Origin of the sequence: Sphingomonas zeicaulis, from assembly GCF_050433225.1 — a bacterium.
Lineage (GTDB): Bacteria > Pseudomonadota > Alphaproteobacteria > Sphingomonadales > Sphingomonadaceae > Sphingomonas_D > Sphingomonas_D zeicaulis.
In genome coordinates this window covers 733273-759640 of record NZ_JBNPXQ010000002.1, presented here as the reverse complement: position 1 = coordinate 759640, position 26368 = coordinate 733273, and the positions used below count along the sequence as shown (strand labels likewise).

Here is a 26368-nt window from a genome sequence, read left to right as displayed (position 1 = left end):
CCGCACATGATCCGGAAAATCATATTATCGGCTGTGCTCATGGCAGCAACGAGCTTCACCGCACCGCCCCTTTCCGCCGCACCCGCCGCGCCGCTCATCGAGCGCGCCAAGCTGTTCGGCAATCCCAGCCGCGCCCAGTTGCGCGTCAGCCCCGATGGCAAATATCTGTCCTGGCTGGCCCCGCGCGATGGCGTGATGAACATCTGGATCGCGCCGGCGAACGATGTGTCGAAGGCGAAGCCCTACACCGCCGAGAAGCAGCGCCCGATCAGCCAGCATTACTGGTCCGGCGATTCGCGCATGGTGATGTATGTGCAGGACAAGGGCGGCGACGAGAATTTCCTGCTCTACGGTGTCGATGTCGCGAGCGGGAAGGAGAGCCTGCTGACGCCGTTCGAAAAAACGCGCGTGCAGGTCGTCGGCACCTCCAAGGCGATCAAGGACAAGATCCTGATCGGCCTCAACAATCGCGACGCGCGCTGGCATGACGTCCACCTGCTCGACCTCAAGACCGGCAAGCTGACCGAGCTGATGCGCGGCGACGGGTTCGCCGGCTTCCTGGCAGACGACACGCTCACCGTCCGCATGGCGCTGCGCCCCAACGAGGCGGGCGGCTACGACTTCTTCCGCGTCGCCAACAATAAGGCGGAGGACAAGCCCTTTTCCTCGACGACGCTCGAGGATTCGCTGACCACTCAGCCCGCCGGCTACACCGCGGACGGCAAGACGCTCTACTGGCTCGACAGCCGCAACCGCGACACCGCCGCGCTGGTCGCGCAGGATGTCGCCAGCGGCACGACGAAGATCGTCGCGGAAAATTCGAAGGCGGATATCGGCGGCACCCTCACCAACCCGCGGACCGGCGTGGTCGAGGCCTATTCGGTCGAATATCTGACGACGGACTGGACCGCGGTCGATCCCGCGATCGGCGCCGACATCGCCTTCCTCAAGGCGCAGTTGAAGGGTGATGTCAGCATCACCTCGCGCACCGACGACGACAGCGTCTGGACGATCTACAACGATCCCGTCACCGGCCCGCCGACTGCCTATCTCTACAAGCGCGGCGCCAAGGCGCTGGAGAAGCTCTACGTCACCTGGCCCGAACTGGAAGGCGCGCCGCTGGTGCCGATGAAAGGCGTCGAGATCGGCACGCGCGACGGGCTGACGATGACCGGCTATCTCAGCCTGCCGCCGGGCAGCGACGCCAATGGCGACGGCAAGCCGGACAGCCCGACGCCGCTGGTGCTGCTCGTCCATGGCGGACCGTGGGCGCGCGACAGCTATGGCTACAACCCCTATCACCAATGGCTGGCGAACCGGGGCTATGCGGTGCTCTCGGTCAATTATCGCGGCTCCACTGGCTTCGGGAAGAAATTCATCTCCGCGGGTGACCTCCAGTGGGGCAAGAAGATGCATGACGACCTGATCGACGCGGTCGATTGGGCGGTGAAGGGCGGCATCACCGCGAAGGACAAGGTCGCGATCATGGGCGGCAGCTATGGCGGCTACGCCACGCTCGCCGGCCTCACCTTCACGCCGGATACCTTCGCCTGCGGCGTCGACATCGTCGGCCCATCCAACCTGGAAACCTTGCTCAAGACGATCCCGCCCTACTGGACCGCAGGCATCCAGCAATTCTACCAGCGCATGGGCGACCCCAACACGCCGGAAGGGCTGGCGCTGCTCAAGGACCGCTCGCCGCTCTACAAGGCGGACAAGATCGTGAAACCGCTGCTGATCGGCCAAGGCGCCAATGATCCGCGCGTTAACCAGGCGGAAAGCGACCAGATCGTGGCGGCGATGCGCGCCAAGAACATCCCCGTCACCTACGTGCTGTTTCCGGACGAAGGCCATGGTTTCCACCGCCCGGAAAACAACATCGCCTTCAACGCAGTGGCGGAGAGCTTCCTCGGCAAATGCCTGGGCGGCCGCGCCGAGCCGATTGGGGGCACGGTGAAGGCCTCGACAGCGCAGGTGCCGCACGGCGCGGAATTCACGCCCGGTCTGGCGGACGCGTTGAAGAAGTAGGCGAAGCCTTACCCCTCCCCTTCAGGGGAGGGGCCATGCCCGCATCCCCTCCCCTCGCCCCCGCGTAACTACGCCCGCAAGGCGGTGGAGCATTCCAGCCGCCGCCATGATCCGCTAGAATTCGCGCACGCGGCACCCGCCAGCCAGGGGCCGTGACAGGGGGTAAGGATGGGCAGGCCGTTCAACGCGTTTCAGGAAACGATGCTGCTTGCCATCGCCGAGGCGTTCTTCGCCGATCAGGTGATGGCGATCCCGGCCGAGCAGGTCGTGGACAACATCCAGCAGCAGTTCCAATTGATCGACGGCAGCGCGCGCGACACGATCGGCCTGTCGATCTATGCCCTCGCCGCCGCGCTCGGCGGCCCCTTCTTTCTTGCCAAATCCCCGCGTGAGCGGATGGACGTGATCGAGGAGCGGCTGGCGAAGTCGCAGATCGACCTGCTGCAGGATCTCGCCCGCACCCGCGGCGTGATCTACGCCGGCTATTACGGCCATTGGGAAGGCACCACCGAGGATGACAATCTTCACAACCCGGTGCTGAAGCAGATCGGCTATACGCTGCCCAAGTTCCGCACCCGCGATTCCGAGACGGAGGTGCCGATCACCTTCTCCGCCGGCCGCGAACTGACCCACAAGGATTTCATCGGCCATGGCGCGGTGCCGGCGAGCGTCGGCGTGATCGTGGTCGGCTCGGGCGCGGGTGGCGCGGTGGCGGCGGCGACGCTGGCGAAGAAATGGGGCCATGACGTGCTCGTGATCGAGGCGGGCCAGCATTATCCCTCGACGCGGATCACCCATGAAGAACGGCGGATGACCGCCAAATTGTTCGTCAACGGCGCGCTGCAGACCAGCAAGGACAATGATTTCATCATCTTCCAGGGTCGCTGCGTCGGTGGATCGACGGTGATCAACAACGGCATCGCGCTGCGCATGAAGGAGCCGGGGCTGACCCACCCGCAGGCGCGCGACGTGTTCCTCGACTGGGAATCGATCGGTGCGCCGGTGGACGAGGCGGCGTTCAACGCCGCCTATGACTCGATCGAGAAACGGCTGGAGATCGGCGAGATCGAGCATCGCAGCGGCCGGAACAACGGCCCGCATCTGCTGAACGGCTGGAAGCGCCACGCCGCAGCCACCGGCGATCCCAGGGACCAGGCGGCGATCACGCGCTGGTTCAAGAAGAATTACGGCCCCGCCTCCGCCGGCGCGCACTGTGCCTATTGCGGCTATTGCAACACCGGCTGCCCCTATGGCCGCAAGCATGGCATGGCGCAGTCCTACCTGCTCGATGCCCGCAAGGCCGGCGCGCGCATCCTGGCCGAGGCGACCGTCAAGCGCATCCTGTGGCGCGACAGCGAGGATGGCGATGGCCGCAAGGTCGCGACGGGCGTCGAGGTCGAGCTGGAAGACGGATCGACCTGCCGGATCGCCGCAACCACCGGCGTTGTCGTCGCCGCGGGCACGATGGCGTCCAGCCGCCTGCTCGAAGACAGCGGGGTGGAGAATACCGGGCGTGACATCTCGCTCAACATCGCCTGCCCGGTGGTGGGGCTGATGCCCCCCGGCCATCAGGTCAATGCGTGGGATGAAGACCAGATGGCGACCTATGTCGACCGCGGCGACTTCCTGATCGAATCACATTTCCAACCGCCGATGAGCATGTCGACGTTGATGCCGGGCTGGGGCCCCGAGCATCACCGCCGCATGCTCAACTACAACCGGCTGGCTTCTGCCGGCGTGCTGTTCCCGGCGGACCGGCGCGGCCGGCTGGAAGGTGGCAAGCTGGAGTTCAAGCTCTCGCCGCAGGTGGAATTGCCGCTGCTGCGCCGCGCGCTCGCCGCGCTGATCGACGTGCATTTCAAAAATGGTGCGATCGAGGTCTATCCCGCGCTCGCCCGCGGCGACACGCTCTATCCGGGGATGAATGTCGAGGCCTTCCTCAAGGATCGCATCCGCGAGGCGGACGACGTCACCTTGTCCAGCTCCCACCCGCATGGCGGCAATTGCATGAACAAGGATCCGAAGAAGGGCGTGGTCGATCTCGATTGCCGCGTCCACGGCACCGCCAACGTGCTCGTCACCGATGCCAGCGTGTTCCCGAGCTGCATCCGCGTCAACGCGCAGCTGACCACGATGGCGATGGCGCGCTATGCCACGGCGCGCGTCGATCCTTTCGCCTGAACCAGGGCGCAAGCCGCTTCCTTCATTCGAATTTCGCCTTATGAGAAGCCGCTCTGTGGGAGGCGTGGGATGATCATCGGCATCGATCTGGGGACGACCAACAGTGCCGCCGCGATCTGGCGCGACGGCCAGTCGGTGCTGATTCCCAACAGCCTGGGTGATCTGCTGACGCCGTCCGCGGTCGGGCTGACCGACGACGGCGAGGTGCTGGTCGGCATGGCCGCGCGCGATCGCCAGCCGACCCATCCCAAGCTGACCGGCACCGTGTTCAAGCGGCTGATGGGCACCCACCAGCCGGTGCGCATCGGCCGGCGCGATTTCTCGCCGGAGGAACTGTCCGCGCTGGTGCTGCGCAATATCAAGGCGGATGCCGAGGCGTTCACCGGCGAGACGGTGGACCAGGCGGTGATCACCGTGCCGGCCTATTTCAACGATCGTCAGCGCAAGGCCACGCGCCGCGCCGGGCAGTTGGCCGGGCTCAATGTCGAACGGCTGATCAACGAGCCGACGGCCGCCGCGCTCGCCTATGGCATCCATGAGCGTGACGACGGCGCCCCCTTCCTCGTCTTCGACCTCGGCGGTGGCACCTTCGACGTCTCGATCGTCGAGATTTTCGACGGCATCATCGAGGTGCGCGCGTCGGCCGGCGACAACCGGCTGGGCGGCGAGGATTTCAACCATCTGATGGTCCAGCTCGTGCGCGAGAAGATCGATCCCAAGGGCAGGCTGAGCGATCCCAACGACCCCGCCGTCGCGGAATTAATGCGCGCCGCCGCCGAGCGCACCCGCCGTGCGTTGACCGACCGACAGACCGCGCCGTTCAGCCTGATCTGGAAGGGTGAGGCCTTCGAAGCGGAGGTCGATGCCGACGAGTTCGAGCAACGCTGCGAACCACTGATCGCGCGGCTGCGCGAACCCGTGCTGCGCTCGCTGCGCGACAGCAACATCAAGGTCGACGGGCTCAGCGAGATCATCATGGTCGGCGGCGCCACCCGCATGCCGGTGGTGCGCCGTGCGGTCACGCGCATGTTCGGCCGTTTCCCCAACACCACGCTCCACCCCGACCATGCGGTGGCGCTGGGTGCTGCGGTGCAGGCCGGGCTCAAGTCCCGCGACGCGGCGCTGAAGGAGATCCGGCTGACCGACGTCTGCCCCTTCACATTGGGCGTCGACACCGCCGAGCGCGACTTCAAGGGCAATGTCCGCACCGGCATCTTTTCACCCATCATCGAGCGCAACACGGTGCTGCCGGCCAGCCGGGTCAACATATTCTCGACGATGCAGGACAACCAGCGCGAGGTGCTGTTCAACGTCTATCAGGGCGAGGCGCGCGACGTTTCGGCCAATGTCCATCTCGGCAAGGTCAGCGTGCCGGTGCCGCGTGGCCCCGCGGGCACCGTCGCGATCGAATGCCGCTTCAGCTACGACGCGTCGGGGCTGCTGGAGGTGGACGTCACCGTGCCGCAGACCGGCACCACCCGCCAGCTCGTGATCTGCGACGAGGAAGATGCCGCCGCCGACCGCGACATCGAGGGTCGGCGCAAGGCGCTTGCCGCGCTCAAGCTCCACCCGCGCGAGGAGGATCGCAACGCCGCCGCGCTCGCACGCGCCGGCCGCTGCTATGAATCGCTGCTGGGCGAACGGCGCGACTATATCGGCAAGGTCATCACCCACTTCCTTTCGGTGCTCGACGCGCAGGAACCGCGCGCGATCGAGGAGGCGCGCGGCAATCTCGAGACGCTGCTCGATGAAATCGAGGGTGAGCGCTACTTGTGAGCCGCCCCGGCTGGCCCTGGGACCGGCTGGGCATCGGACGGACGCCGGATACACGCGCGATCCGCCGCGCCTATGCCACCGAACTCAAGGCGATCGACCCCGAAGCCGATCCCGATGCTTTCCTCGCGCTGCGCGGGGCCTATGAGCAGGCGCTGGCACTGGCGCCCTATGCCGCCGCCGATCCCGAGGAAGACGAGGAAAACGAGGAGGACTCGGCGGAGGCGCGCGATGACGACGGCGGGTACAACGATGCCGCCGCGATCGACTTGCCGATGGCGTCGCCCACGGCCCTGACCACCCCTGCATCTCCCGCCGTCGCGATCGATGACGTCGAGGAGGAGGCCGAGGACGAGGAGGATTATTGGCCGGACGATGAGGATTGGCAGACGGAGCCCTGGCAGCCACCGGTTTCCGACGATCCCGATCCACTCGAAGAATCGATCCGCGCGCTCCATGCCCGACTCGGCGACGAGGACGCGACGTCGGCCGAACTGACCCAAAGCGCCGAGGCCGTGCTCGCCGCGGTCGACGCTGCACCGCTCGATCGGGTCGATGAGGCCGAGCGCTGGCTGTGCCACCTGCTGCTGGAGAGCACGCCGCGATCCGATCCGGTGCTGGTCCCGATCGCTCGCCATTTCGGCTGGCATCGCGAGGCCGCGACGTACCGGCAGAACATGCCGGTCGCGCAGGTCGTCGAGCGGGCGCGCGCTGCGCATTATCGCGACACCATCCTGCTCCACGCGGCGGGGCCGCGCCGGGCGTGGGCGCTGCTGACCGGCCGGGCTGCGCCCAGTCGCTTCTGGCCGATGGTCGCCAGCGACCGGTTCCGGATCGCCACCTTGCTGGACCGCATCCGCGCAGATCATCCGGTGCTCGAACATGATCTGGATCCCCGGGCGTTGGCCTGGTGGCAGGCGCGCGACGACGAATGGCGGCGGCTGAAGGCGATTGCCGGTTGGCTGCTGGTGGTGGTCCCCGCGATCGCTGCGGCGATCATGGCGACGATGCAGCAAGGACAACGTGCCTTCCTGTGGACATATCCGCCGGTCGCGGCCGCGATCGTGCTGGCCGGCCTCGGCTATCGGCGCCGCGCAGCGCAGCCGCAAATTCCCTCGGTGCCGCTTGCGCTGGCCTTGTTGTTCCTGCTGTTACCGCTGGGCGCGCTCGCGCCGCCTTCGACGGTCTCGGTGCTGTTGTTCGCGGCTGCCGCGATCCTCGCCTTCGTCTTCACCGCCGGCCCCGCGCCCGCCTACGCGCAACCGCCGCAATCCCTGCTCACCTCGCTGCACCGCCACGGCCTGCTGCTGATCGGCACGATCCTGCTCTGGCGCGGCCTGGCGGGGCTGGATTGGACGCACTGGCTGCAGATCGCGCTGCCCGCCGGTGTGCTGGGAGTGGCGGCGATCTTCCTGCAGGACCGGGCGGAACTGTGGCTGGCGCAGTGGACGCGCCGGCAGCGCCGCATCGGGCGGATCGCGCTGACCCTGATTCCACTCGCGCTCGCGACGGTCTGGCTGCCCGAGGTAAGCAGTCATCTTCCGGACGGTCTGCCGCTGGCCGCATCGGCGATGGCGGTCGTCGCCCAGCATTTGCTGGTTTCCGCCCCCGCGCTGCGCCGCAGCCAGATGGCCAGCGTGCTGTTCGTGCCGCTGTGGATCGCGGTGATCTACGGGCCGGGCGCGCTGCTGCTGCTGGCGACCCTGATCTTCGTCATCGCGCTGCGCGCGGCGTGGAACGAATGACGGCTCCTGTGCGCCGATCTGCGCGGCCACGGATCATTACGGGTCTTTCCCGTGGCTGCTGCCGTCGATAGAGGAGCGCGGATGCGCAGCGAAGACAGCAACACCCCGTGGTGGGAACGCCGGACCACCATGGTCCTGCTGACGCTGATCGCTTTCGTGCCGCTGCTGTGGCCGGATATTCCGCCGATGGTGGACCTGCCGGGCCATATGGGCCGCTATCGCGTCCAGCTCGACCTCGCGACCTCACCCTTCCTGCGGCAATGGTACAGTTTCGACTGGGCGGTGATCGGCAATCTCGGCGTCGACCTGCTGATCGAGCCGCTGCACTGGCTTGGGCTGGGGCTGGAGCCTTCGGTCAAGCTGATCGTGATGACGATCCCGCCGCTGACGGTGGCGGGCTTCCTGTGGGTGGCGCGCGAGGTGCACGGCCGCGTGCCGCCGACAACGATGTTCGCGCTGCCGCTCGCGTTCAACTTCCCCTTCATCTTCGGCTTCGTGAATTTCGCGCTGTCGATGGCGCTCGCCTTCGTCGCGTTCGGGCTGTGGCTGCGAATGGGGCGGACGGGCCATGTGACGTTGCGCGCGGCGATCTTCGTGCCGATTTCCTGCGCGATCTGGGTCACCCACGCATTCGGCTGGGGCACTTTGGGGGTGCTCGTCTTCTCGGTCGAGCTCGTCCGCGCGATGGATCGCGGCAACACGTTCTTCCGCGCGGGCATCATCGCCGGCCTGCACTGCCTGCCGCTCACCCCGCCGATGGTGCTGATGCTGGTGTGGCGCGGGCAGGATCCGAGCGCGCAGACCGGCGACTGGTTCGATTGGCAGGCCAAGCTTTCCTGGTTCGCGATGGTGCTCCGCGATCGCTGGCGGATCGTCGACATGCTGTCGCTGGCAGTGCTGATCATCGTCATGCTGGAGGCGCTGCGCGACAAGCGCCTGACCTTCTCGCGCAACCTCGCCATCTCCACGCTGTTCCTGCTCGCGGTGTTCATCATCCTGCCGCGCATCGTGTTCGGATCCGCCTATGCCGACATGCGGCTGGCGCCGTTCATGGTCGCCACCGCGCTGCTCGCAATCCGGCCGCGCCCCGAAACCGACCTCAAGTTCCGGCACAGCGTCGCTCTGGTCGCGGCGCTTTTCATGGTGCTGCGGCTGGGCGCCAACACCGCCAGCTTCTGGCTGTTCGACCGCGCCTATGATCGCGAGCTCGCCGCCCTGGATCATGTGCCGCGCGGCGCGCGCATGATGTCCTATGTCGGCAAGGATTGCGTGACGCCGTGGATGATGCACCGCTTGGAGCATATGCCGGGGCTGGCGATCGTGCGGCGGGAGGCTTTTTCGAACGACCAGTGGGTGGCCGCCGGCGCGCAGCTCGTCCGCACCCATTTCCCCACCGGATGGCGCTATTCGCGTGACCCGTCGCAGATCGTCACCGGCCCGCGCTGCCGCGGTGAGGTGTGGTGGCCGCTCAACCGCTCGCTCGCGCACCTGCCGCGCGAACGCTTCGACTATGTCTGGCTGATCGCGCCGCGCCGGCACGACCCGCGGCTGATGGAAGGCATGACCGAAATCTGGCGCCAGGGCAGCAGCAGCCTGTGGCGCATCGACAGCCGCGCCGCGCCCGCGGCCGCGGCCGACTATCCGATCCCGCCGCGCATCATCCGGGTGCGATAGCGCCGGCCTGCGCAGGGCTGACCGGGATCGCGTCGAACTTCCGGCCCTCCGCGTCGTAACGCAACTGATAGCCGCACAGCGGGCTCGGCCCGCATTCCCGCCCCACCTTCACCACCTGCACCAGCAGCGGCTTGTGCTGGACGAGGCGATAGCCGGCGACGATGCTGCGCCAGGCGCTGAACGCGCTGCCGTCCGCCTCGGTCACGAAGATCTCGACCACCGACGCGCCGACCACGCGGAACACGCCCTCTTGCCCGGTGCAGCCATAGCGCCCTTCGCTCAGCAGATAATCGGGCACGCCGTCGCCGCTATAGTCATGGATGAACAGATAGGGCCGCGGATTGGGGCGGCCGCCGGCCGCGCGGCAGCGCGCATCGAGATCGCCGATGCGCGCCTGGACCTGCGTCGGCATGTCGGCGGGGAACTGGTCCGCCGGCATCTGCGCAGGCAGGGCCACTGGTGCAGCGAGGCCGATAAGCAGGGTCAGGGCAGGCAGCGCTCTGGTCATCATCGCCTCCGTTGAACTGGAAACGCTACACGAACCGCATGACTGGCCGGAAGCGCCTCTCCCCGGCCCGAACCCTCCTGGCAATCAGCCCTTCGGTTTGCGCGCGTTGGCGATCGCCGCCTTCAACGCGTCATAGCCGACGGCGCCGCTGAGGATCTGGTCGCCCACCACCCAGCTTGGCGTGCCAGTGCCGCCGATGCGACCGAACATCGCGTGATTGGCCTGGATCTCGGCGGTCACATCATCGGCGGTGGCGGCAGCGGTCGCGGCCGAGACGTCCAGCCCTGCCCGGCGCTGCGCCTCGGCAAGGCTGGCGGGCGAGACGGGGCCGCCTGAAAACAGCGCATTGTGGAACGCCGCATACTTGCCCTGGCCCTGTTTCGCGGCAGCCAGCGCGGCGCGCGCCGCGGTCAGGCTATCCTCGCTCAGGATCGGCAGCTCGCGGAACACGACCTTGAGCTTGGGGTCTTCGGCCACCAGCCGCTCCACCACCGGCAGGCTGGCTCGGCAATAGCCGCAATTATAGTCGGTGAACTCGACGAGCACGACATCGGCGTTCGCCGCGCCCATCCACGCACCGCCGAACGGCTTGGTGAGTTGGTTGCCGCTCTGCGCGACGGCGGCGGCGTTCTGCTTGTCGCGTAGCCGCTCCATCGCCTCGGGCAGCAGTTCGGGGTTGGCGAGCACATAATCGCGCACGATCGCCTCGACCTTCGGCTTGTCGGCACCACCACCGGCCAGCACGACGCCGCCAGCGCCAACCGCACCGCCCAGCACGCCCGCCACCAGCGGCACCAGCCATCGGCCGATACCGCGTCGCTCCGTTGCCGGGGCGTTCATCGTCTGCGTTTCTCCTGTTCGACCTGCGCCTGCGAGACCATCGCGATATCCTGCGCGCGGAGCCAGTCCGACGAGCCCTCGGGGATCCCGCTCATTGCCATCTGCGCGCTGGTGAGCGCCAGGCGGGCCTGGCCCATCATGTTGTAGCGCTCGGCGGTTGCCAGCGCCGCACGCGGCCGATCCCCCTCACGCTCATAGACGACGCCAAGCTGATACCAGGCGAAGGGATTGTCGTTGTCGCGCGCCACCGCCGCGCGCAGCACGCGGCGTGCCTCGGCGAAATTCGCGGGGTCCTCGGTCGCGATCAGCGCATGGCCAAACAGCGCGGCGATCAGCGGCGCGTTGCCGGTGCGCTGCGTCGCCTCACGCAGCGGCCCCAGCGCCTCGCCGGGCTTGCCGGATTCGAGCAGGATCTGCCCTTCCAGCTCAAGATAATAGGGATCGTGCGGGCGTATCGCGAGCAGCGCCGAGACCTCGGCCTGCGCCTTGTCCGGATAGGCCGACTTGTGCCACGCATAGGCCCGCGCATAGCGCGACGGTTCGCCGTTATTGCCTTCGGGATAGAGCCGCAGCGTCGTCGCCGGCTCGCTGACGAAGCCCACCAGCTTCGCTTTCACCCGCTGGAACCGCGCCTCAAGTTCGGGAGCGGTCTTGGTGTTCCACGCCGGATCGGCGCGATACTGGGCCTCAAGGATCGATACGCGCTCGCCGCTCAGCGGGTGAGTGCGGGCGTAGCTGTCTTCCTGAGGGATGCCGAGGCGGAATTCCAGATTCTGCAGCTTCTTGAAAAAGGCGATCGAGCCCTGGCCGCTGATCCCGGCCTTCATGAGGTAGGAAGCGCCGGCCTGGTCCGCGCTCGATTCCTGCGTGCGGGTGAAGGCCAGGAACTTGCCCATTGCCGCCTGCTGGCCCGCGGAAAGAATGCCCATCCCGGCCTCGCCGGCGCCCGCCGCGATCGCCGCGGCGCCCAGCAGCAGGCTGACAATGCTGATGCCCGTCGCCGCCTTCGCGCCCTCGGAAAAGCGCACGACATGGCCGCCGGCGACGTGGCCGAGTTCGTGGGCGATGACGCCCTGGACCTCATTGGTGTTGTCGGCAGCGGCGATCAGCCCGCTGTGGATATAGACGATCTGGCCGCCGGCGACGAAGGCGTTGATTTCCTTGTCGTTGATGACGACGACCTTGACGTTGCGGGGATCGAGCCCGGCAGCGGCGATGAGCGGCCGCGACATGTCGTCGAGCAGCGCCTCGGTCTCGGCATCGCGCAGGATCGATTGCGCAGCGGCGGGGCGCGCGAAAAGCGCGAAGCACAGCACCAGCGCGGTCACGAGGCGCATCAGCACCGAACGGCTGTGCCGATCACTTCGGGGCTCGCTTGCGCCGTTCATCTCCGCCTCTTCCCGATGCCCGCCTGAATGACGCCTGAAGTCGCTGCCCGGCCGGCACAAGGCCGACCGGGCAGATGGACCTTGTCGATCAGGCCTCGCCCCCGAAGGTGCGCTGCCACCAGCCGCGACGCGCGGTCGGTGCCGGATCAGCTTCGGCTTCGGCCGGCACTTCGGCGGCGGGTTCCGCTACCGGATCCGCCTCGACGGCAGGCTCGGCCGCGACCGCCTCGACAGCGACTTCCGCCTTCTTGCGCGGCGCGCGCTTGCGCTTCGGCTTCTCCGCAGCGGCCTCGGCAGCCACCGGCTCCGCCTCGGCGGGTGCGGCCGCTTCGGCGGCGGCAGCGGCCTTGCGGCGAGTACGCTTGGGCTTGGCCGGCGCGTCCACCACCTCGACCGGGGCGGGCGTGGCTTCGGCAGCGGCGGCTTCCGCAGCAGCCGCCTCGGCCGCGGCGATCTCCGCCTTGGTCCGGCGCTTGCGCTTCGGCTTGGCCTCGGGCTGGGGCGCCTCTTCGGCCACCGGCACCGGGGCCTCGACCACCGGCTCCGCAACCTCGTTCACCGGCTCGGCCACGACCTCGACCATGTCCTCGGCAGGCGCTTCGGCTGCTTCGGCAGGCTCGGCGCCATCCTCGGCATGGCCATTTTCGCGCCGGCGACGACCGCCACGGCGACCGCGACGACCACGACGACGGCGGCCATCCTCATCCTCGCCGCGCTCGCCAGCCTCGGCGGCGTCCGCTGCGACCTCGGCCGGAGCCTCGGCGGTCTCGACGGCCTCATCCGCGGACTCGTCGACACCCTCGTCACCGGCCTCGGCGGCGTCGTCCGACGATGCAGCCGAGGACTGCTCCTCGCGACCACCGCGACCACGGCGGCGACGGCGGCGACGGCGACGGCCTTCGCCGCGCTCACCCTCATCGTCACGACGCACCTGTTCGCGCGGCGCTTCTTCCTCGGCCTCGACCAGTTCCTCTTCTTCCTCTTCCTCGATCTCCTCGACGAAGTCGTCCTCGGGCTCGGGCTCACGCACCGGCGCCTCGAAGCGCGGCGCATAGGCCGGCGGCGGGCCGCTGGCTTCCACGCTCATCCGCGCGCCTTCCGATTCACCGTCGGGCAGGATGTCGATCGACACGCCATAGCGATCCTCGATCTCGGCCAGTTCCCCGCGCTTGCGGTTGAGCACATAAACCGCCGCTTCCTGCGATGCGCGCAGGGTGAGGCGCGAGCCACGACCGCGCGCCGCTTCGTCTTCGAGCATGCGCAGCGCCGAAAGCGCCGCCGACGAGGCGGTGCGGACGAGGCCAGTGCCCTCGCAATGCGGGCACTGGCGGGTCGAGGCTTCGAGCACGCCCGTGCGCAGGCGCTGGCGGCTCATCTCCATCAGCCCGAACGAGCTGATCCGGCCGACCTGGATGCGCGCGCGATCGTTCGCGAGCGCCGCCTTCATCGCCTTTTCGACCTTCCGGACGTTGGAACCATTCTCCATGTCGATGAAGTCGATCACGACGAGACCGGCCATGTCGCGCAGGCGCAACTGGCGGGCGATCTCGTGCGCGGCTTCGAGGTTGGTGGCGACCGCGGTCTGCTCGATGCCGTGCTCACGCGTCGAGCGGCCCGAGTTGATGTCGATCGAAACCAGCGCCTCGGTGGGGTTGATCACCAGATAGCCGCCCGACTTGAGCTGCACGAGCGGCGAATACATCTGGTTGAGCTGATCCTCGACGCCGAAGCGCTGGAACAGCGGCACCGCATCCACATAGGCCTGCACGCGCTTGGCATGGCTGGGCATCAGCAGCTTCATGAAGTCCTTGGCGGCGCGATAGCCATCCTCGCCCTCGACGATCACCTCGTCGATCTCGCGGTTGTAGATGTCGCGGATCGCGCGCTTGATCAGGTCGCTGTCGCCATAGATCAGCGCCGGCGCCGCCGAATTCAGCGTGCTCTCGCGAATCCCGTCCCACAAGCGAGCGAGATAGTCGAAGTCGCGCTTGATCTCGGTCTTGGTGCGCTGGAGGCCCGCGGTGCGGACGATGCAGCCCATCGATGGCGGCAGGCTCATCTCCGCCATGATCGACTTCAGCCGCTTGCGATCCGCCGCGTTGCTGATCTTCCGGCTGATGCCGCCGCCATGAGACGTGTTGGGCATCAGCACGCAATAGCGCCCGGCAAGGCTGAGATAGGTGGTCAGCGCGGCGCCCTTGTTGCCACGCTCTTCCTTCACGACCTGGACGAGCAGCACCTGGCGGCGACGGATGACGTCCTGAATCTTGTAGCGGCGGCGCAGCGCCATGCGGCGCTTGCGCAGCGCCTCGACGGCGTTCTCATCACCCGACGAGCCGCTGGAGCTCGGCGCCGGCGGCGGCACATCCTCGCCATCGGCATGGGCGTGTTCGTCGCCCTCATGGCCTTCGGCACCGTAGCCATCCTCGTCGTCATGATCCTCGTCGGCGGCGCGCAGCGCCTCTTCCTCGGCAGCGTGCTCGGCCTCTTCGCGCAGCAGTGCTTCGCGGTCTTCCTTGGGGATCTGGTAATAGTCGGGATGGATTTCGCTGAAAGCGAGGAACCCGTGGCGGTTGCCACCATAATCGACGAACGCCGCCTGGAGCGACGGTTCGACGCGGGTCACCTTGGCCAGATAGATATTGCCCTTGAGCTGTTTCCGCTCGGCGGACTCGAAATCAAACTCCTCGATTCGGTTACCCTGGACGACGGCCACCCGGGTTTCTTCCCGGTGGCGCGCGTCGATCAGCATGCGCGTTGTCATTCAATAATCTCCGGGCGCGCCGCGGCCCGTATGCAACGGCCTGCAGCGCGCGATCAAAATGCTGCCGACACCCCGGTGCGATCCCGAGCCGGTGGCGTGACTGTGCGTGGTTAAGGATGAATGCCTCTGCTGCCGGCGCATGCCCGGCGCTGTGCGCCGGAACTTTGGTCCACGCCGCGGCAAAGCCGGCCTTTCGGCGGCGATACGGCGTGGATTCGAAATGCATCATGCAGCGTCAACCTGAATGGCCGCCCTCTTGCGAAGGCGGAATATGGCCGCCGGCGATATGGGATCGCCGCTGCCAGTCCGCTAGCTAGCATCGGCGGTGCGCGGGGGCAACAGGTGCACAATTCGCAGCCCATGAAGTGCGCCGGCGCTGCGATTAATCCTGCGTTTACCACCATTGTTTACGATAACCGCCATTCTAGGCTAAGGGGCGGCCTTCCGAGGGCGGCAACGGATATCCGGCGGACGATGCTTTTGAACGCACTGGCATGCGTTGGGCGGCTTCATGCCGCGCTGCTGGCGGCAGCGACGATCATTGTGCTGCTCGCCGTCATGCCCCGCGCCGAGGCTGCGACCATCACCTCGATTACGGTCGACGGCAGCGAAATCCGCGTGAAGTTCGATGGCAGCGTCACCGCCGCGAGCACGCTTGTGCTCGATGGGCCGCGCCGCATCGCGCTGGACGTCCAGGGTGCGACGCCCGGCAAGGCGGCACGGGCCAGCGGACCGGTCGATCGCATTCGGCAGGGGCTGTACCGCCCGGACACGGCGCGCATCGTCTTCGATCTCGCCCGCCCGGTGATCGTCAGCGGCGCCAGCTTCTCGAACGATGGCCGCCTGCTGACCTTGTCGATCGACCGCGTCGACGACCGGAGGTTCGCCCGCGCGGTCAATGCGGCCCCCAAACGTTATGCGAGCGCGGGCGCCGCGCGCACATTGGCGGCGGCCCGGAGCAGCAGCAGGGGCGGCAGCGTCACCGTGCCGCTGGGCCCGGTGCGCCGGCTGCCGGGCCTCCCCCGCGTGCTGGGCCCGGCGGGCCGGCCGCTGGTGGTGATCGATGCCGGCCATGGCGGGCATGATCCCGGATCGCTGGGTGCCGGCGGCAAGCGCGAAAAGGATGCGACCCTCGCGATCGCCACCGCGATCCGCGACGAACTCGTTCGCTCGGGCCGCGTGCGCGTGGCGCTGACCCGCGAAACCGATCGCTTCCTGATCCTGGAAGAGCGGTACGGCATCGCCCGCCGCCTGAAGGCGGACCTGTTCATTTCGATCCATGCGGACAGCGCGCCGCGCGCCGAGGCGCATGGCGCCACCGTCTACACATTATCCGAGGTCGCGTCCGACCGTGAGGCGGCGCGCCTCGCCGCGCGCGAGAACCGGTCGGACATCATCAACGGGATCAACCTGGGCGGCGAGAATTCGGATGTTTCGTCGATCCTGTTCGATCTCACCCAGCGCGAGACCATGAACGTCTCGTCCGATTTTGCGCGGCTGCTCCATCGTGAGGCGGGCGGCTTCGTGCCGTTCCGCACCGACTATCATCGATTCGCCGGCTTCGTGGTGCTCAAGGCGCCCGACGTTCCCTCGGTGCTGTTCGAAACCGGCTTCATGTCCAACGCCGAGGACATCGACTTCCTCTTTTCCCGCGCCGGGCGGAAGCGGATCGCGTCGGGCGTCGCGCGCGCCGTACAGATCCAGTTCGCGCGACGGATCGCCGGGCAATAGACGCCGGCACCGCGCGCCGTGGCTGGCAAAGGCCCCGAAACTTGCTAGAGCGCGGGCAATGAATGATGCGGCTGCCGAAACCCCGAACATGAGCGTCAAACTGCGCCGTGGCTCCACCGGATGGTTCGCCACGGTGAAGCGGCTATGGCGCAACTGGTGGATTCGCTGGCCGCTCTATCTGCTTGCGCTGGCGCTTGTGGCGTGGGGCGCGATCCTGCTGATCTTCGCGCGGGATCTGCCCTCGGTCGATTCGCTCAAGACCTATGAGCCGCCGCTGCCCACCAACGTGCGCGCGATCGACGGCACGCCGATCCAGATGTTCGCCCGCGAACGCCGCGTGCAGCTGCGCTACGACGAATATCCGCAGCCGCTCGTCCGCGCCTTCCTGGCCGCGGAAGACCGCACTTTCTTCGAGCATGGCGGCCTCGACTATCCCGGCATCATCACCGCGGTCGTCACCAACATCACCAACAGCGGCCGTCCGGTCGGCGCCTCCACGATCACCCAGCAGGTCGCCAAGAACCTGCTGCTGACCAACGAGCTCAGCTATCGCCGCAAGGTGCGTGAGGCGATCCTCGCCTATCGCATCGAGGATGCGCTGACCAAGCAGCAGATCCTCGAACTCTATCTCAACCAGATCTTCCTCGGCCGGAACGCCTATGGCGTGCAGTCCGCCGCGCGCGCCTATTTCGGCAAGGATGTCGATCAGCTACGGCTGTCGCAGATGGCCTATCTGGCGATCCTGCCCAAGGCGCCGTCCAACTACAGCCCGGAACGCCATGGCGATCGCGCGCTGGAACGGCGCAACTGGGTGTTGGGCGAGATGCGCCGCAACAAGTTCATCGACGAGGAGCAATATGCCGAGGCGGTCGCGGATCCGCTCGGCACCGTCAGCCGCGCCGCCCCGCAGCGCGATTTCGCCGCGGGCGGCTATTTCGTCGAGGAGGTCCGCCGCCAGCTCATCGAGATGTATGGCGACAAGGAGACCGACAGCCCGCACAGTGTCTACGCCGGCGGCCTGTGGGTGCGCACTTCGCTCGACCCGACCTTGCAGGAAGCGGCCACCGCCGCGCTGCGCAACGGCCTGCTGCGCTACAGCGCGGGCCGCGCCTGGCCGGGGCCGGTGGCGAAGATCGAGGCGGACGACAAATGGGCGAGCCGTTTTGCGGGCGCCAATATCGGCATCGACTATCAGAACTGGCGCACCGCCGTCGTCGTCTCGAAGGAAAGCGGCGCGGTGGCGATCGGTTTTGCCGACGGCAGCACCGGAACCTTGCCGCGCGGCGCCGTCGACGGCCCGGCGAAGGCCGGCGGCACTGTGTTCGATGCGATCCGTCCCGGCGACGTGATCGTCGTCGCTCCTGCCGGCGGCGACACTTTCGCGCTGCGCAGCGTGCCGGAAGTGTCGGGCGGCATGGTGGTGGAACAGCCGCATACCGGCCGCATCCTCGCGATGCAGGGCGGCTTCGACGCGCGGCTGCAGTCGTTCAACCGCGCCACCCAGGCCGAACGCCAGCCGGGCTCGACGATCAAGCCCTTCGTCTACGCCGCGGCGCTGGACAGCGGCATGACGCCGGCGTCGATCATCGTCGATTCGCCCTTCTGCGTCTATCAGGGCTCGCGTCTCGGTCAGAAATGCTTCCGCAACTTCGGCGGCGCGCGAAGCGCCGGGCCGCAAACCATGCGCTGGGGCATCGAGCAGTCGCGCAACCTGATGACGGTTCGCGCTGCCAGCCAGACCGGCATGGACAATGTCGTGAAGACCATCAAGCGGATGGGGATCGGCGATTACGCCCCCTATCTGTCGGTTGCGCTGGGTGCCGGCGACACCACTGTGCTCAAGATGACCAACGCCTATTCGATGCTGGTCAATCTCGGCCGCGAGCTGAAGCCGACGGTGATCGATGCGGTGCAGGATCGCAACGGCAAGCCGATCTTCCGGGCCGATACCCGCCCCTGCAACGGCTGCAACGCACGCGACTGGAACGGCCAGCCGATGCCGCGGCCACCGGTGCGCGGCAAGCAGCTGATGGACGCGATGACTGCCTATCAAATGGTCCATATCCTCGAAGGCGTCGTCCAGCGCGGCACCGCCGTCACCTTGCGCGATCTCAACCGCCCGCTGTTCGGCAAGACCGGCACCACCAACGGGCCGACCAACGTCTGGTTCGTCGGCGGATCGCCCGAAATCGTCGCGGGCGTCTATATGGGTTATGATCAGCCGCGGAGCCTGGGCGGCTATGCGCAGGGCGGGCGCATCGCCGCGCCGATCTTCAAGGAATTCGCGCAGACCGCGTTCAAGGACGTGCCGATCGTGCCGTTCCGCGCCCCCGCCGGCATTCGCATGGTCCGGATCGATCGCCGCTCGGGCCGCCGCGTCTATGGCGCCTGGCCCATGCCCGACCCCAAGGCGGCGGTGATCTGGGAAGCGTTCAAGCCCGAAAGCGAACCGCGCCGCACGATCCGCAAGGATGAGATCGTGACGCCCAAAGCCCAGTCGAGCGGTCGCGGACGCGCTGCCGACAGTGATTTCTTGCAGCGTGAGGGCGGAATCTACTAAGCCCCCGCGACCAATTACCCTGCCGCCCGCCCGCAACGCTGCGGAAGGCGGCCGATGATGCCGTCATCCGCATTGGAGCGCGATGCCGGCGAGCCTGTGGAGAGTTTCGATGCGCGCCGAAGCGCAAGCCCATGTCGACCAGATCAATCAGGCGCTCGCGCTGCTGCGCCGCTTCCTCGACTGGGACCGCGCACTGCGCCGCCTGGACGAGCTGAACAACCGCGTCGAGGATCCCGCCCTCTGGAACGATCCCAAGGCCGCGCAGGAAGTGATGCGCGAGCGTCGCCGCCTCGACGAGGCGATCAACGCGACTCGCGCGATCGAGACCGAGCTCAACGACACCATCGAGCTGATGGAGATGGCCGAGGCCGAGGGTGATACCGGCATGGTCGACGAAGGCGTCGCCGGCCTCGCCGCGCTCGCCGACCGTGCCGAACAGGACAAGGTGAAGGCGCTGCTCGCCGGCGAGGCCGATGGCAACGACACCTATATCGAGGTCAATGCCGGCGCTGGCGGCACCGAGAGCCAGGACTGGGCCTCGATGCTGCAGCGCATGTATTCGCGCTGGGCGGAACGGCATGGTCTCAAGGTGGAGCTGGTCGACCAGCATGCGGGCGAACAGGCCGGCATCAAGTCGGCGACTTTGCTGCTCAAGGGCGAGAACGCCTATGGCTGGGCGAAGACCGAAAGCGGCGTCCACCGCCTCGTGCGCATCAGCCCCTATGACAGCTCGGCGCGGCGCCACACCAGCTTCGCCAGCGTCTGGGTCTATCCGGTGGTCGACGAGAATATCGACATCGAGATCAACGAGAGCGAGCTGCGCATCGACACTTATCGCGCCTCGGGCGCGGGCGGCCAGCACATCAACACGACCGATTCGGCGGTGCGCATCACCCACCTTCCGACCGGCATCGTCGTGCAGTGCCAGAACCAGCGCAGCCAGCACAAGAACCGTGCCGAGGCTTATAACCAGCTCCGCGCGCGCCTCTACGAGCGGGAGTTGCAGATCCGCGAGCAGGCGGCCAATGCAGAGAACGCGGCCAAGACCGATATCGGCTGGGGCCACCAGATCCGCTCCTACGTCCTCCAGCCCTATCAGCTCGTGAAGGACCTGCGCACCGGCGCCACCTCGACCGCGCCCGCGGATGTGCTCGACGGCGATCTCGACCGCTTCATGTCGGCGGCGCTGTCGCAGCGGGTGACCGGCGAAAAGGTCGAGGTCGAGGACGTCGATTGACGCGCACCGCCGCCTGCCTGCTGGTCGCGCTGCTGGTCGCTGCCTGCCATGGCAGCGGCCCGCGCGAGTATAAGTCCAAGGATTTTCCGCAGGCGTCGCGGCCGGTGGCGGCGATCGTCTCAAGCCGCTGGTCGACCGAGGAAGCGCGCGATCGGCTGAACGAGGCCGACAATGTGATGCGCCGCGCCGGCATCAAGTCGGGCATGACGGTGGCCGATATTGGCGCCGGCGAAGGCTATTACACGATCCGCCTTGCCCAGCGCGTCGGCGACGATGGCCGCGTGCTCGCGCAGGACATCATCCCGCAGGTCCGCGACGCGCTCGCCGAGCGCGTCACCCGCGAGGCGCTGGACAATGTCAGCGTCAAGCTGGGCGAGCCCAACGATCCCAAACTGCCGGAGGGCAGCTTCGATCGCATCTTCATGGTCCAGATGTACCATGAGATCGCCTCGCCCTATGAATTTCTCTGGCGCCTCCGCCCGGCGCTGAAGACTGACGGCGAAGTGATCGTGGTCGATGCCGATCGCCCGACCAACCAGCACGGCACCCCGCACGCGCTGCTCGCCTGCGAGTTCAAGGCGGTGGGTTATAAGCTGGTCGCCTGGCAGCCGATGCCGTCGGTCGACGGCTATCTCGCCCGCTTCCGCGCGGTCGGCCCAAGACCGGAACCGCGCGAGATCACGGTGTGCAAGGGCTGAGCATCGACGGTTTCCCGGGACCTCGCGCCGCGGCATCGGGGTTGCGCACCAGGCCACGGGCGGCACGCAACGCAATGTCGGCGCGGTAGAAGCGGCGGATGCGATCGATCTGACGCGGGGTCAGCGGATGATCGCACCTCGCGCCGGCGTTGATCCGCGGCAGCGGCATCTCGAGGCGGTGGTGGCCGATACCGGCGATCCGGCCGAGATCCTCGAAGTCGATCAGGTCGTCGACGGCCAGCCTGCCCTGCCTGTCGAGCAGATACCAACTCTGCGGTCGGAAGATATGGTCGATGTCGAACGGCCCGCGTGCCTGCGCGAGATGATCGAGCGCGTCGTCGATCCCGGCAAAACCGCGGTAGCGCGCGTTGAACGGTGTCGCGACACGGTTGTGGGCAGTGCCGCCGGCACGGGCATAGGCGAAGGCGGAGAGGAAGCGCTGCACCGGGTCGCGCACCACGGCGACGCTGGGCAGCGCGGCAAGATCGGGCGCGACGCTCAGATAATAGCGCATCGAACGATGCTTTACCTGGCAGCCATAGAGATGCTGGCTGATCGACATGCCGGCATTCTTGGGCACATGGACGAACAGCACCCCCGCGCGACGGATCGCCTCGATCCGTCGCCTGCGCTTGCCATCCACCCACGGCCGCACGCCCAGCCTGCACAGCCGCTCGGGAATGTCGCTGACGAGGCGGACGCCAAAGGCCGCAGCAAGCGCGGTGCGATAGCCATAAGGCTCTGAGCTGGCACGGTCTGGCATCGGCGCCGCAGTGCGGCACAGCCATTGTCCAGATATGTCCGCATGTGTCGCCGATGTTTCCGCAGGGGCGCCCAACCGGGCACTTGGCGAACGCCACGGAGCCGTACATAAGCACCGCCATGCGTCAGTATCTCGATCTGCTCCAGCGCATCCTCGACGAAGGCACGGCGCAGCAGGACCGCACGGGGGTCGGCACGCTTTCCGTCTTCGGCCACCAGATGCGCTTCGATCTGGCGAAGGGCTTCCCCCTCGTCACCACCAAGAAGCTGCATTTGCGATCGATCATCATCGAGCTGCTCTGGTTCCTGCGCGGCGACACCAATGTCCGCTGGCTGCAGGAAAACCGCGTCTCCATCTGGGACGAGTGGGCGGACGAGAGCGGCGACCTCGGCCCGGTCTATGGCAAGCAGTGGCGGGACTGGGAGACGGCGGACGGCCGCCACATCGATCAGATCGCCGAGCTGATCGCGCAGATCAACCGCGATCCAGCCTCGCGCCGCCAGATCGTGACAGCGTGGAACCCCGGCGAGCTCAAGCGCATGGCGCTGGCCCCATGCCATTGCCTGTTCCAGACGCATGTCGCCGATGGCCGCCTCAGCCTGCAGCTCTACCAGCGCAGTGCCGATGTGTTCCTCGGCGTGCCCTTCAACATCGCCAGCTATGCGCTGCTCACCCACATGCTGGCGCAGCAATGCGGGCTCGAGCCGGGCTGGTTCGTGTGGACCGGCGGCGATTGCCACCTCTATTCGAACCATCTCGATCAGGCCCGGCTTCAGCTCGCGCGCGAGCCGCATGAACTGCCGCACCTGCATCTCCTGCGCCGGCCCGACGCGATCGATGCATACGAGTATGAGGATTTCGAGATCGTCGGGTATGAAGCGCATCCGCACATCAAGGCACCGGTGGCGGTTTGACGGCGCATCCGGAGATCGTGCTGGTCGTCGCCCGCGCCGAGAACGGCGTGATAGGGCGTGAGGGCGCGCTGCCTTGGCGCATCCCCGCCGATCTCCGGCGGTTCAAGATGCTGACGCAGGGCATGCCGATGATCATGGGCCGCAAGACGTTCGACAGCCTCCCGGGGCTGCTGCCGGGCCGCCGCCACATCGTGCTGACCCGCGATCCCGAATGGCAGGAAGACGGCGCCGAGGTGACGGCGTCGGTGGAACAAGCACTGGCCCGCGCCAACGCGCCGCACGTCGCGGTGATCGGCGGTGCCGAGATCTATCGCCTGTTCCTCGACCGCGCCGACCGCATCGAGCTGACCGAGGTCCATGCCGCTCCCGCCGGCGACACGCTGCTGGAGGATTTCGACCCTGCTGCATGGCAGGAGGTGGGGCGGGAGACGCATGAGGGCGATCCCGGGTTCAGCTTCGTCACGCTCAAGCGACGCTGACGATGCTGCGGCGGGGGCTTCTGATCGTCGCTGTTGTTATCGCTCTCAGCGTCGCGGGCTTCTTTCTGTTCGGCCCGTCGATTGCAGAGGGGTTGATGAATCAGGTGACGCCCAAGGGCATCGCGCCGGTCTCGCCGCGTGCCCGCGCGCTGCACGCCACCCTGCAGATCGCCGACATGCATGCCGACACCTTGCTGTGGCGGCGCGACCTGCTCGATCGTGGATCGCGCGGGCAGGTCGATCTGCCGCGGCTCGAACAGGGCAATGTCGCGCTCCAGATCTTCTCCTCTGTCACCAAGACGCCGCGCCACCAGAATTATGAAGCCAACGAAGGGGAGACCGACAACATCACCTTGCTTTCCGTCGCGCAGCTCCAGCCGATGCGCACCTGGGGCTCGCTGCTCGAACGCTCGCTCTGGCACGCCGAAAAGCTGCGCAAGGCCGAACTTGGTTCCAAGGGGCGACTGCGGATCCTGCGCAGCGGCGACGATGTCCGCCGGCTGATGGTCGAGCGGCTGGCGGGCAGCGAGACGATCGGTGCGCTGCTCTCGGTCGAGGGGCTGCATGATCTTGAGGGCAAGGCGGAGAATCTTGACCGACTCTACGCCGCCGGCTTCCGCATGGGTGGCATCGCCCACTTCTTCGACAATGAGCTGGGCGGCTCGATCCACGGGCTTGAAAAGGGCGGGCTGACGCCGTTCGGCCGGCGCATGGTGCGCGCGATGGAAGCACGCGGCATGATCGTCGATGTCGCCCATTCGAGCCACGAAACCGTGGCGGAGGTGCTGGCGATGGCGCGGCGCCCGGTCGTTTCCAGCCACGGCGGCGTACAGGCGACCTGCAAGGGCAACCGCAACCTTACCGATGCCGAGATTCGCGGCATCGCCCGCACCGGCGGCGTCGTCGGCATCGGTTACTGGGATGCGGCGGTGTGCGACATCAGCCCAAAGAGCATCGCCGCCGCCATTGCGCACGTCCGCGACCTCGTCGGCATCGCGCATGTCGGCCTGGGTTCCGACTTCGACGGCGCGGTCACCACCGCCTTCGACGCCAGCCAGCTCACGCAGATCACCCAGGCGCTGGTCGATCGCGGCTTTTCCGACAGCGAGATCGCTGCAGTGATGGGCGGCAACGTCATCCGCCTGCTGGAACAGGGCCTGCCGCCGCAATCAGCCAATCGCGAAAGCGCGCCAACGCCGCCGACAGCGGCCGGGATTTGAGCCGCACCAGCCAATAGGCGCCGGTCGACACGTCCGCTGCGAACGGCCGCGCCAACCGCTCCTCCGCCAGTTCGCGTTCGAACATCGCGACGGGCAGCAGCGCCACCCCCGCCCCGCGCGCAGCCGCCTCGGCGATCGCCAGCGACGAATCGAAGATCGGTCCGCGCACCCGTGGCGCAATGCCACCCGCAGCCTCGAACCAACCCTCCCATTCGTCGGTGCGATAGGATCGCAGCAATGTCTGGTGCGCAAGGTCGGCCGGGGTGCGCAATTTGCGGGCAAGAGCGGGGGAGCAGAGGGGTGAAAAGGGGGCATCCAGCAGGTGGTCCGCTTCCGCCCCCTGCCACGCCCCGTCCCCGAAGCGGATCGCGCAATCGAGCCCCTCGCCAGCCAGGTCGACGCGGTTGTTGTTGGTCAAGATGCGCAGGTCGATCAGCGGGTTGGCACGCTGGAACGCCGGCAGGCGCGGGATCAGCCAGCCGATCGCGAAGGTGCCGACGACACCGACGGTCAGCACCTCATGGAAGCGCCCATCGGCGAAGCGATCGAGCACCGCCCCGATCCGATCGAACGAATCGCGCAACACCGGGACGAGAGCCGCGCCCTCGTCTGTAAGCGACAGGCCACGCGGCAGGCGGCGGAACAGGCTGGCACCAAGGCGCTGCTCCAACGCCTTCACCTGATGGCTCACCGCCGCCTGGCTGACACAGAGTTCATCCGCTGCGCGGGTGAAGCTCAGGTGCCGTGCCGCCGCCTCGAAGGCGCGCAATGCGTTGAGCGGAAGCTGTGGGCGATCCATCCAAGACCTCAATTTTCCTCATGGCAGCGGCGAGATATCATCCTTTGCGCCGATGGCACCACACCCGCATCCTGCCCCCAATCCGAGGCTGAAATGGATGATGCGATGCTCAGCAGACGGCAATTTTCCTTGGGGCTTGGCTGCGCTGTCGCCGGATCCGCGCTGCTCGCCGCCTGTGGAGGCGAGAACGAGGAAGGCAACGACAGCGCCGCGCCGGAGGGCAATGACGGCGAGGGCAATGCGACCGCGGTCGATCCCCGGGCGGTGTCGGGCTTCACCCAACAGATGCAGGCGATCGAGCGCGAAAGCGGCGGGCGGCTGGGCGTCGCGCTGATCGACACTGGCAACAATCGCCGCTTCGTTTGGCGCGGCGACGAGCGTTTCCCGCTGTGCAGCACCTTCAAGCTGCTGCTCGCTGGCGCGACCCTCGCGCGCGTCGACAGCGGCGTGGAACGGCTCGACCGGCGGATTGCCGTGGCCGCAAAGGACATTATCGACCACTCGCCGGTGACGAAGGAAGCGGTGGGCGGCTCATTGAGCATCGACGAACTCTGTGCGGCGACGCTGACCACCAGCGACAACGCCGCCGCCAACCTGTTGCTGGCACCGCTGGGCGGCCCGGAAAAGCTGACTGCGTGGCTCCGCCAGATCGGCGATCCGGTGACCCGGCTCGACCGGCCGGAACCGTTCCTCAACGAATCGAAGGATGGCGATCCGCGCGACACCACCACCCCCGTCGCCATCGCCGAGGATCTCGAGCGGCTGGTGGTTGGCACGACCGCACTGTCCGCCGGCTCGCGCACCCGCCTCGCGCGTTGGCTGGAAGCGAATCAGACCGGCGACAATCGCATCCGCGCCGGGGCGCCCAAGGGCTGGCGAATCGGCGACAAGACCGGAACGGGAGAACGCGGCGCCACCAACGATGTCGCGATCCTGTGGCCGCCCTCGGGCAAGCCGCTGCTGGTTTCGACCTATCTCGTCGGATCGTCCGCCGAACAGGCCGCGCGCGAGAAGGTGCTGGCGTCAGCGGCGCGGGCGGCATTGAGCTTCGTCGCCTGATAAGGCG

General features: G+C 67.4%; 19 protein-coding genes. 13 read left to right on the top strand and 6 right to left on the bottom strand.

Going from position 1 to position 26368, the window contains the following annotated elements:
* Window positions 1–6: 6 nt before the first annotated feature.
* The 5 genes from FHS96_RS12555 to FHS96_RS12535 all read left to right on the top strand — a co-directional run bounded on the left by FHS96_RS12555 (window position 7) and on the right by FHS96_RS12535 (window position 9401).
* Window positions 7–2028, top strand: a complete 2022-nt coding sequence (locus tag FHS96_RS12555; RefSeq protein WP_429591589.1) for a S9 family peptidase — start codon at window positions 7–9, stop codon at window positions 2026–2028.
* A gap of 168 nt (window positions 2029–2196) precedes the next feature.
* Window positions 2197–4209, top strand: coding sequence for a GMC family oxidoreductase N-terminal domain-containing protein (locus FHS96_RS12550; protein ID WP_429591586.1), 2013 nt, complete (start codon window positions 2197–2199; stop codon window positions 4207–4209).
* A 69-nt stretch (window positions 4210–4278) separates the two neighbouring features.
* Complete coding sequence (locus FHS96_RS12545) at window positions 4279–5985, top strand: Hsp70 family protein (protein WP_429591583.1); 1707 nt, start codon at window positions 4279–4281, stop codon at window positions 5983–5985.
* On the top strand, window positions 5982–7727 hold the full coding sequence (locus FHS96_RS12540) for a hypothetical protein (protein ID WP_429591581.1): 1746 nt from the start codon (window positions 5982–5984) through the stop codon (window positions 7725–7727). The genes FHS96_RS12545 and FHS96_RS12540 overlap by 4 nt, the downstream gene beginning before the upstream one ends.
* 81 nt (window positions 7728–7808) lie before the next feature.
* The gene (locus tag FHS96_RS12535; RefSeq protein ID WP_429591578.1) at window positions 7809–9401 is read left to right on the top strand and encodes a hypothetical protein; all 1593 of its coding nucleotides are present in this window, start codon (window positions 7809–7811) and stop codon (window positions 9399–9401) included.
* On the opposite strand, the gene FHS96_RS12530 is transcribed toward FHS96_RS12535, so the two are convergent.
* The 4 genes from FHS96_RS12530 to FHS96_RS12515 form a co-directional block, all read right to left on the bottom strand.
* Window positions 9385–9909: a hypothetical protein gene (locus FHS96_RS12530; RefSeq protein WP_429591575.1), complete on the bottom strand. Its 525-nt coding sequence runs from the start codon at window positions 9907–9909 to the stop codon at window positions 9385–9387. The two genes, FHS96_RS12535 and FHS96_RS12530, sit on opposite strands and share 17 nt — an antisense overlap.
* Before the next feature lie 84 nt (window positions 9910–9993).
* Window positions 9994–10749 carry a DsbA family protein gene (locus FHS96_RS12525; RefSeq protein WP_429591572.1) on the bottom strand — a complete coding sequence of 252 codons (756 nt, stop codon included), beginning with the start codon at window positions 10747–10749 and terminating at the stop codon, window positions 9994–9996.
* Window positions 10746–12137 carry a M48 family metalloprotease gene (locus tag FHS96_RS12520; RefSeq protein WP_488168726.1) on the bottom strand — a complete coding sequence of 464 codons (1392 nt, stop codon included), beginning with the start codon at window positions 12135–12137 and terminating at the stop codon, window positions 10746–10748. Before FHS96_RS12520 ends, FHS96_RS12525 begins: the two co-directional genes overlap by 4 nt.
* Window positions 12138–12225: 88 nt before the next feature.
* On the bottom strand, window positions 12226–14901 hold the full coding sequence (locus tag FHS96_RS12515) for an Rne/Rng family ribonuclease (RefSeq protein ID WP_429591569.1): 2676 nt from the start codon (window positions 14899–14901) through the stop codon (window positions 12226–12228).
* Window positions 14902–15375: 474 nt separating this feature from the next.
* Between FHS96_RS12515 and FHS96_RS12510 the strand changes: the two genes are divergently transcribed.
* The 4 genes from FHS96_RS12510 to FHS96_RS12495 all read left to right on the top strand — a co-directional run bounded on the left by FHS96_RS12510 (window position 15376) and on the right by FHS96_RS12495 (window position 21127).
* Complete coding sequence (locus tag FHS96_RS12510; protein ID WP_429591566.1) at window positions 15376–16632, top strand: N-acetylmuramoyl-L-alanine amidase; 1257 nt, start codon at window positions 15376–15378, stop codon at window positions 16630–16632.
* Window positions 16633–16690: 58 nt separating this feature from the next.
* The gene (locus tag FHS96_RS12505; RefSeq protein ID WP_429591564.1) at window positions 16691–19192 is read left to right on the top strand and encodes a penicillin-binding protein 1A; all 2502 of its coding nucleotides are present in this window, start codon (window positions 16691–16693) and stop codon (window positions 19190–19192) included.
* Window positions 19193–19301: 109 nt separating this feature from the next.
* Entirely contained in the window at window positions 19302–20429 is a 1128-nt protein-coding gene (gene prfB, locus FHS96_RS12500; protein ID WP_429591561.1) for a peptide chain release factor 2, read from the top strand.
* Window positions 20426–21127: a class I SAM-dependent methyltransferase gene (locus FHS96_RS12495; RefSeq protein WP_429591558.1), complete on the top strand. Its 702-nt coding sequence runs from the start codon at window positions 20426–20428 to the stop codon at window positions 21125–21127. Before prfB ends, FHS96_RS12495 begins: the two co-directional genes overlap by 4 nt.
* Here FHS96_RS12495 and FHS96_RS12490 read toward each other — a convergent pair.
* Window positions 21108–21890 (bottom strand): sulfotransferase family protein, encoded by a 783-nt coding sequence (locus FHS96_RS12490; protein ID WP_429591555.1) that lies wholly within the window; start codon window positions 21888–21890, stop codon window positions 21108–21110. The genes FHS96_RS12495 and FHS96_RS12490 overlap by 20 nt on opposite strands.
* A gap of 119 nt (window positions 21891–22009) precedes the next feature.
* On the opposite strand from FHS96_RS12490, the gene FHS96_RS12485 reads away from it, so the two are divergent.
* The 3 genes from FHS96_RS12485 to FHS96_RS12475 are packed head-to-tail and all read left to right on the top strand — an operon-like array spanning window position 22010 to window position 24503.
* A complete protein-coding gene (locus FHS96_RS12485) occupies window positions 22010–22804 on the top strand; it encodes a thymidylate synthase (protein WP_429591552.1) in 795 nt (264 codons plus the stop codon).
* A complete protein-coding gene (locus FHS96_RS12480) occupies window positions 22801–23283 on the top strand; it encodes a dihydrofolate reductase (protein WP_429591550.1) in 483 nt (160 codons plus the stop codon). The genes FHS96_RS12485 and FHS96_RS12480 overlap by 4 nt, the downstream gene beginning before the upstream one ends.
* Window positions 23284–23288: 5 nt before the next feature.
* Entirely contained in the window at window positions 23289–24503 is a 1215-nt protein-coding gene (locus FHS96_RS12475) for a dipeptidase (protein WP_429591799.1), read from the top strand.
* Here FHS96_RS12475 and gcvA read toward each other — a convergent pair.
* On the bottom strand, window positions 24418–25302 hold the full coding sequence (gcvA, locus tag FHS96_RS12470; protein ID WP_429591547.1) for a transcriptional regulator GcvA: 885 nt from the start codon (window positions 25300–25302) through the stop codon (window positions 24418–24420). The two genes, FHS96_RS12475 and gcvA, sit on opposite strands and share 86 nt — an antisense overlap.
* A 105-nt stretch (window positions 25303–25407) precedes the next feature.
* Here gcvA and bla point away from each other — a divergent pair, with 105 nt between their 5' ends.
* On the top strand, window positions 25408–26361 hold the full coding sequence (bla, locus tag FHS96_RS12465; protein WP_429591545.1) for a class A beta-lactamase: 954 nt from the start codon (window positions 25408–25410) through the stop codon (window positions 26359–26361).
* The last annotated feature ends 7 nt before the right edge of the window (window positions 26362–26368 follow it).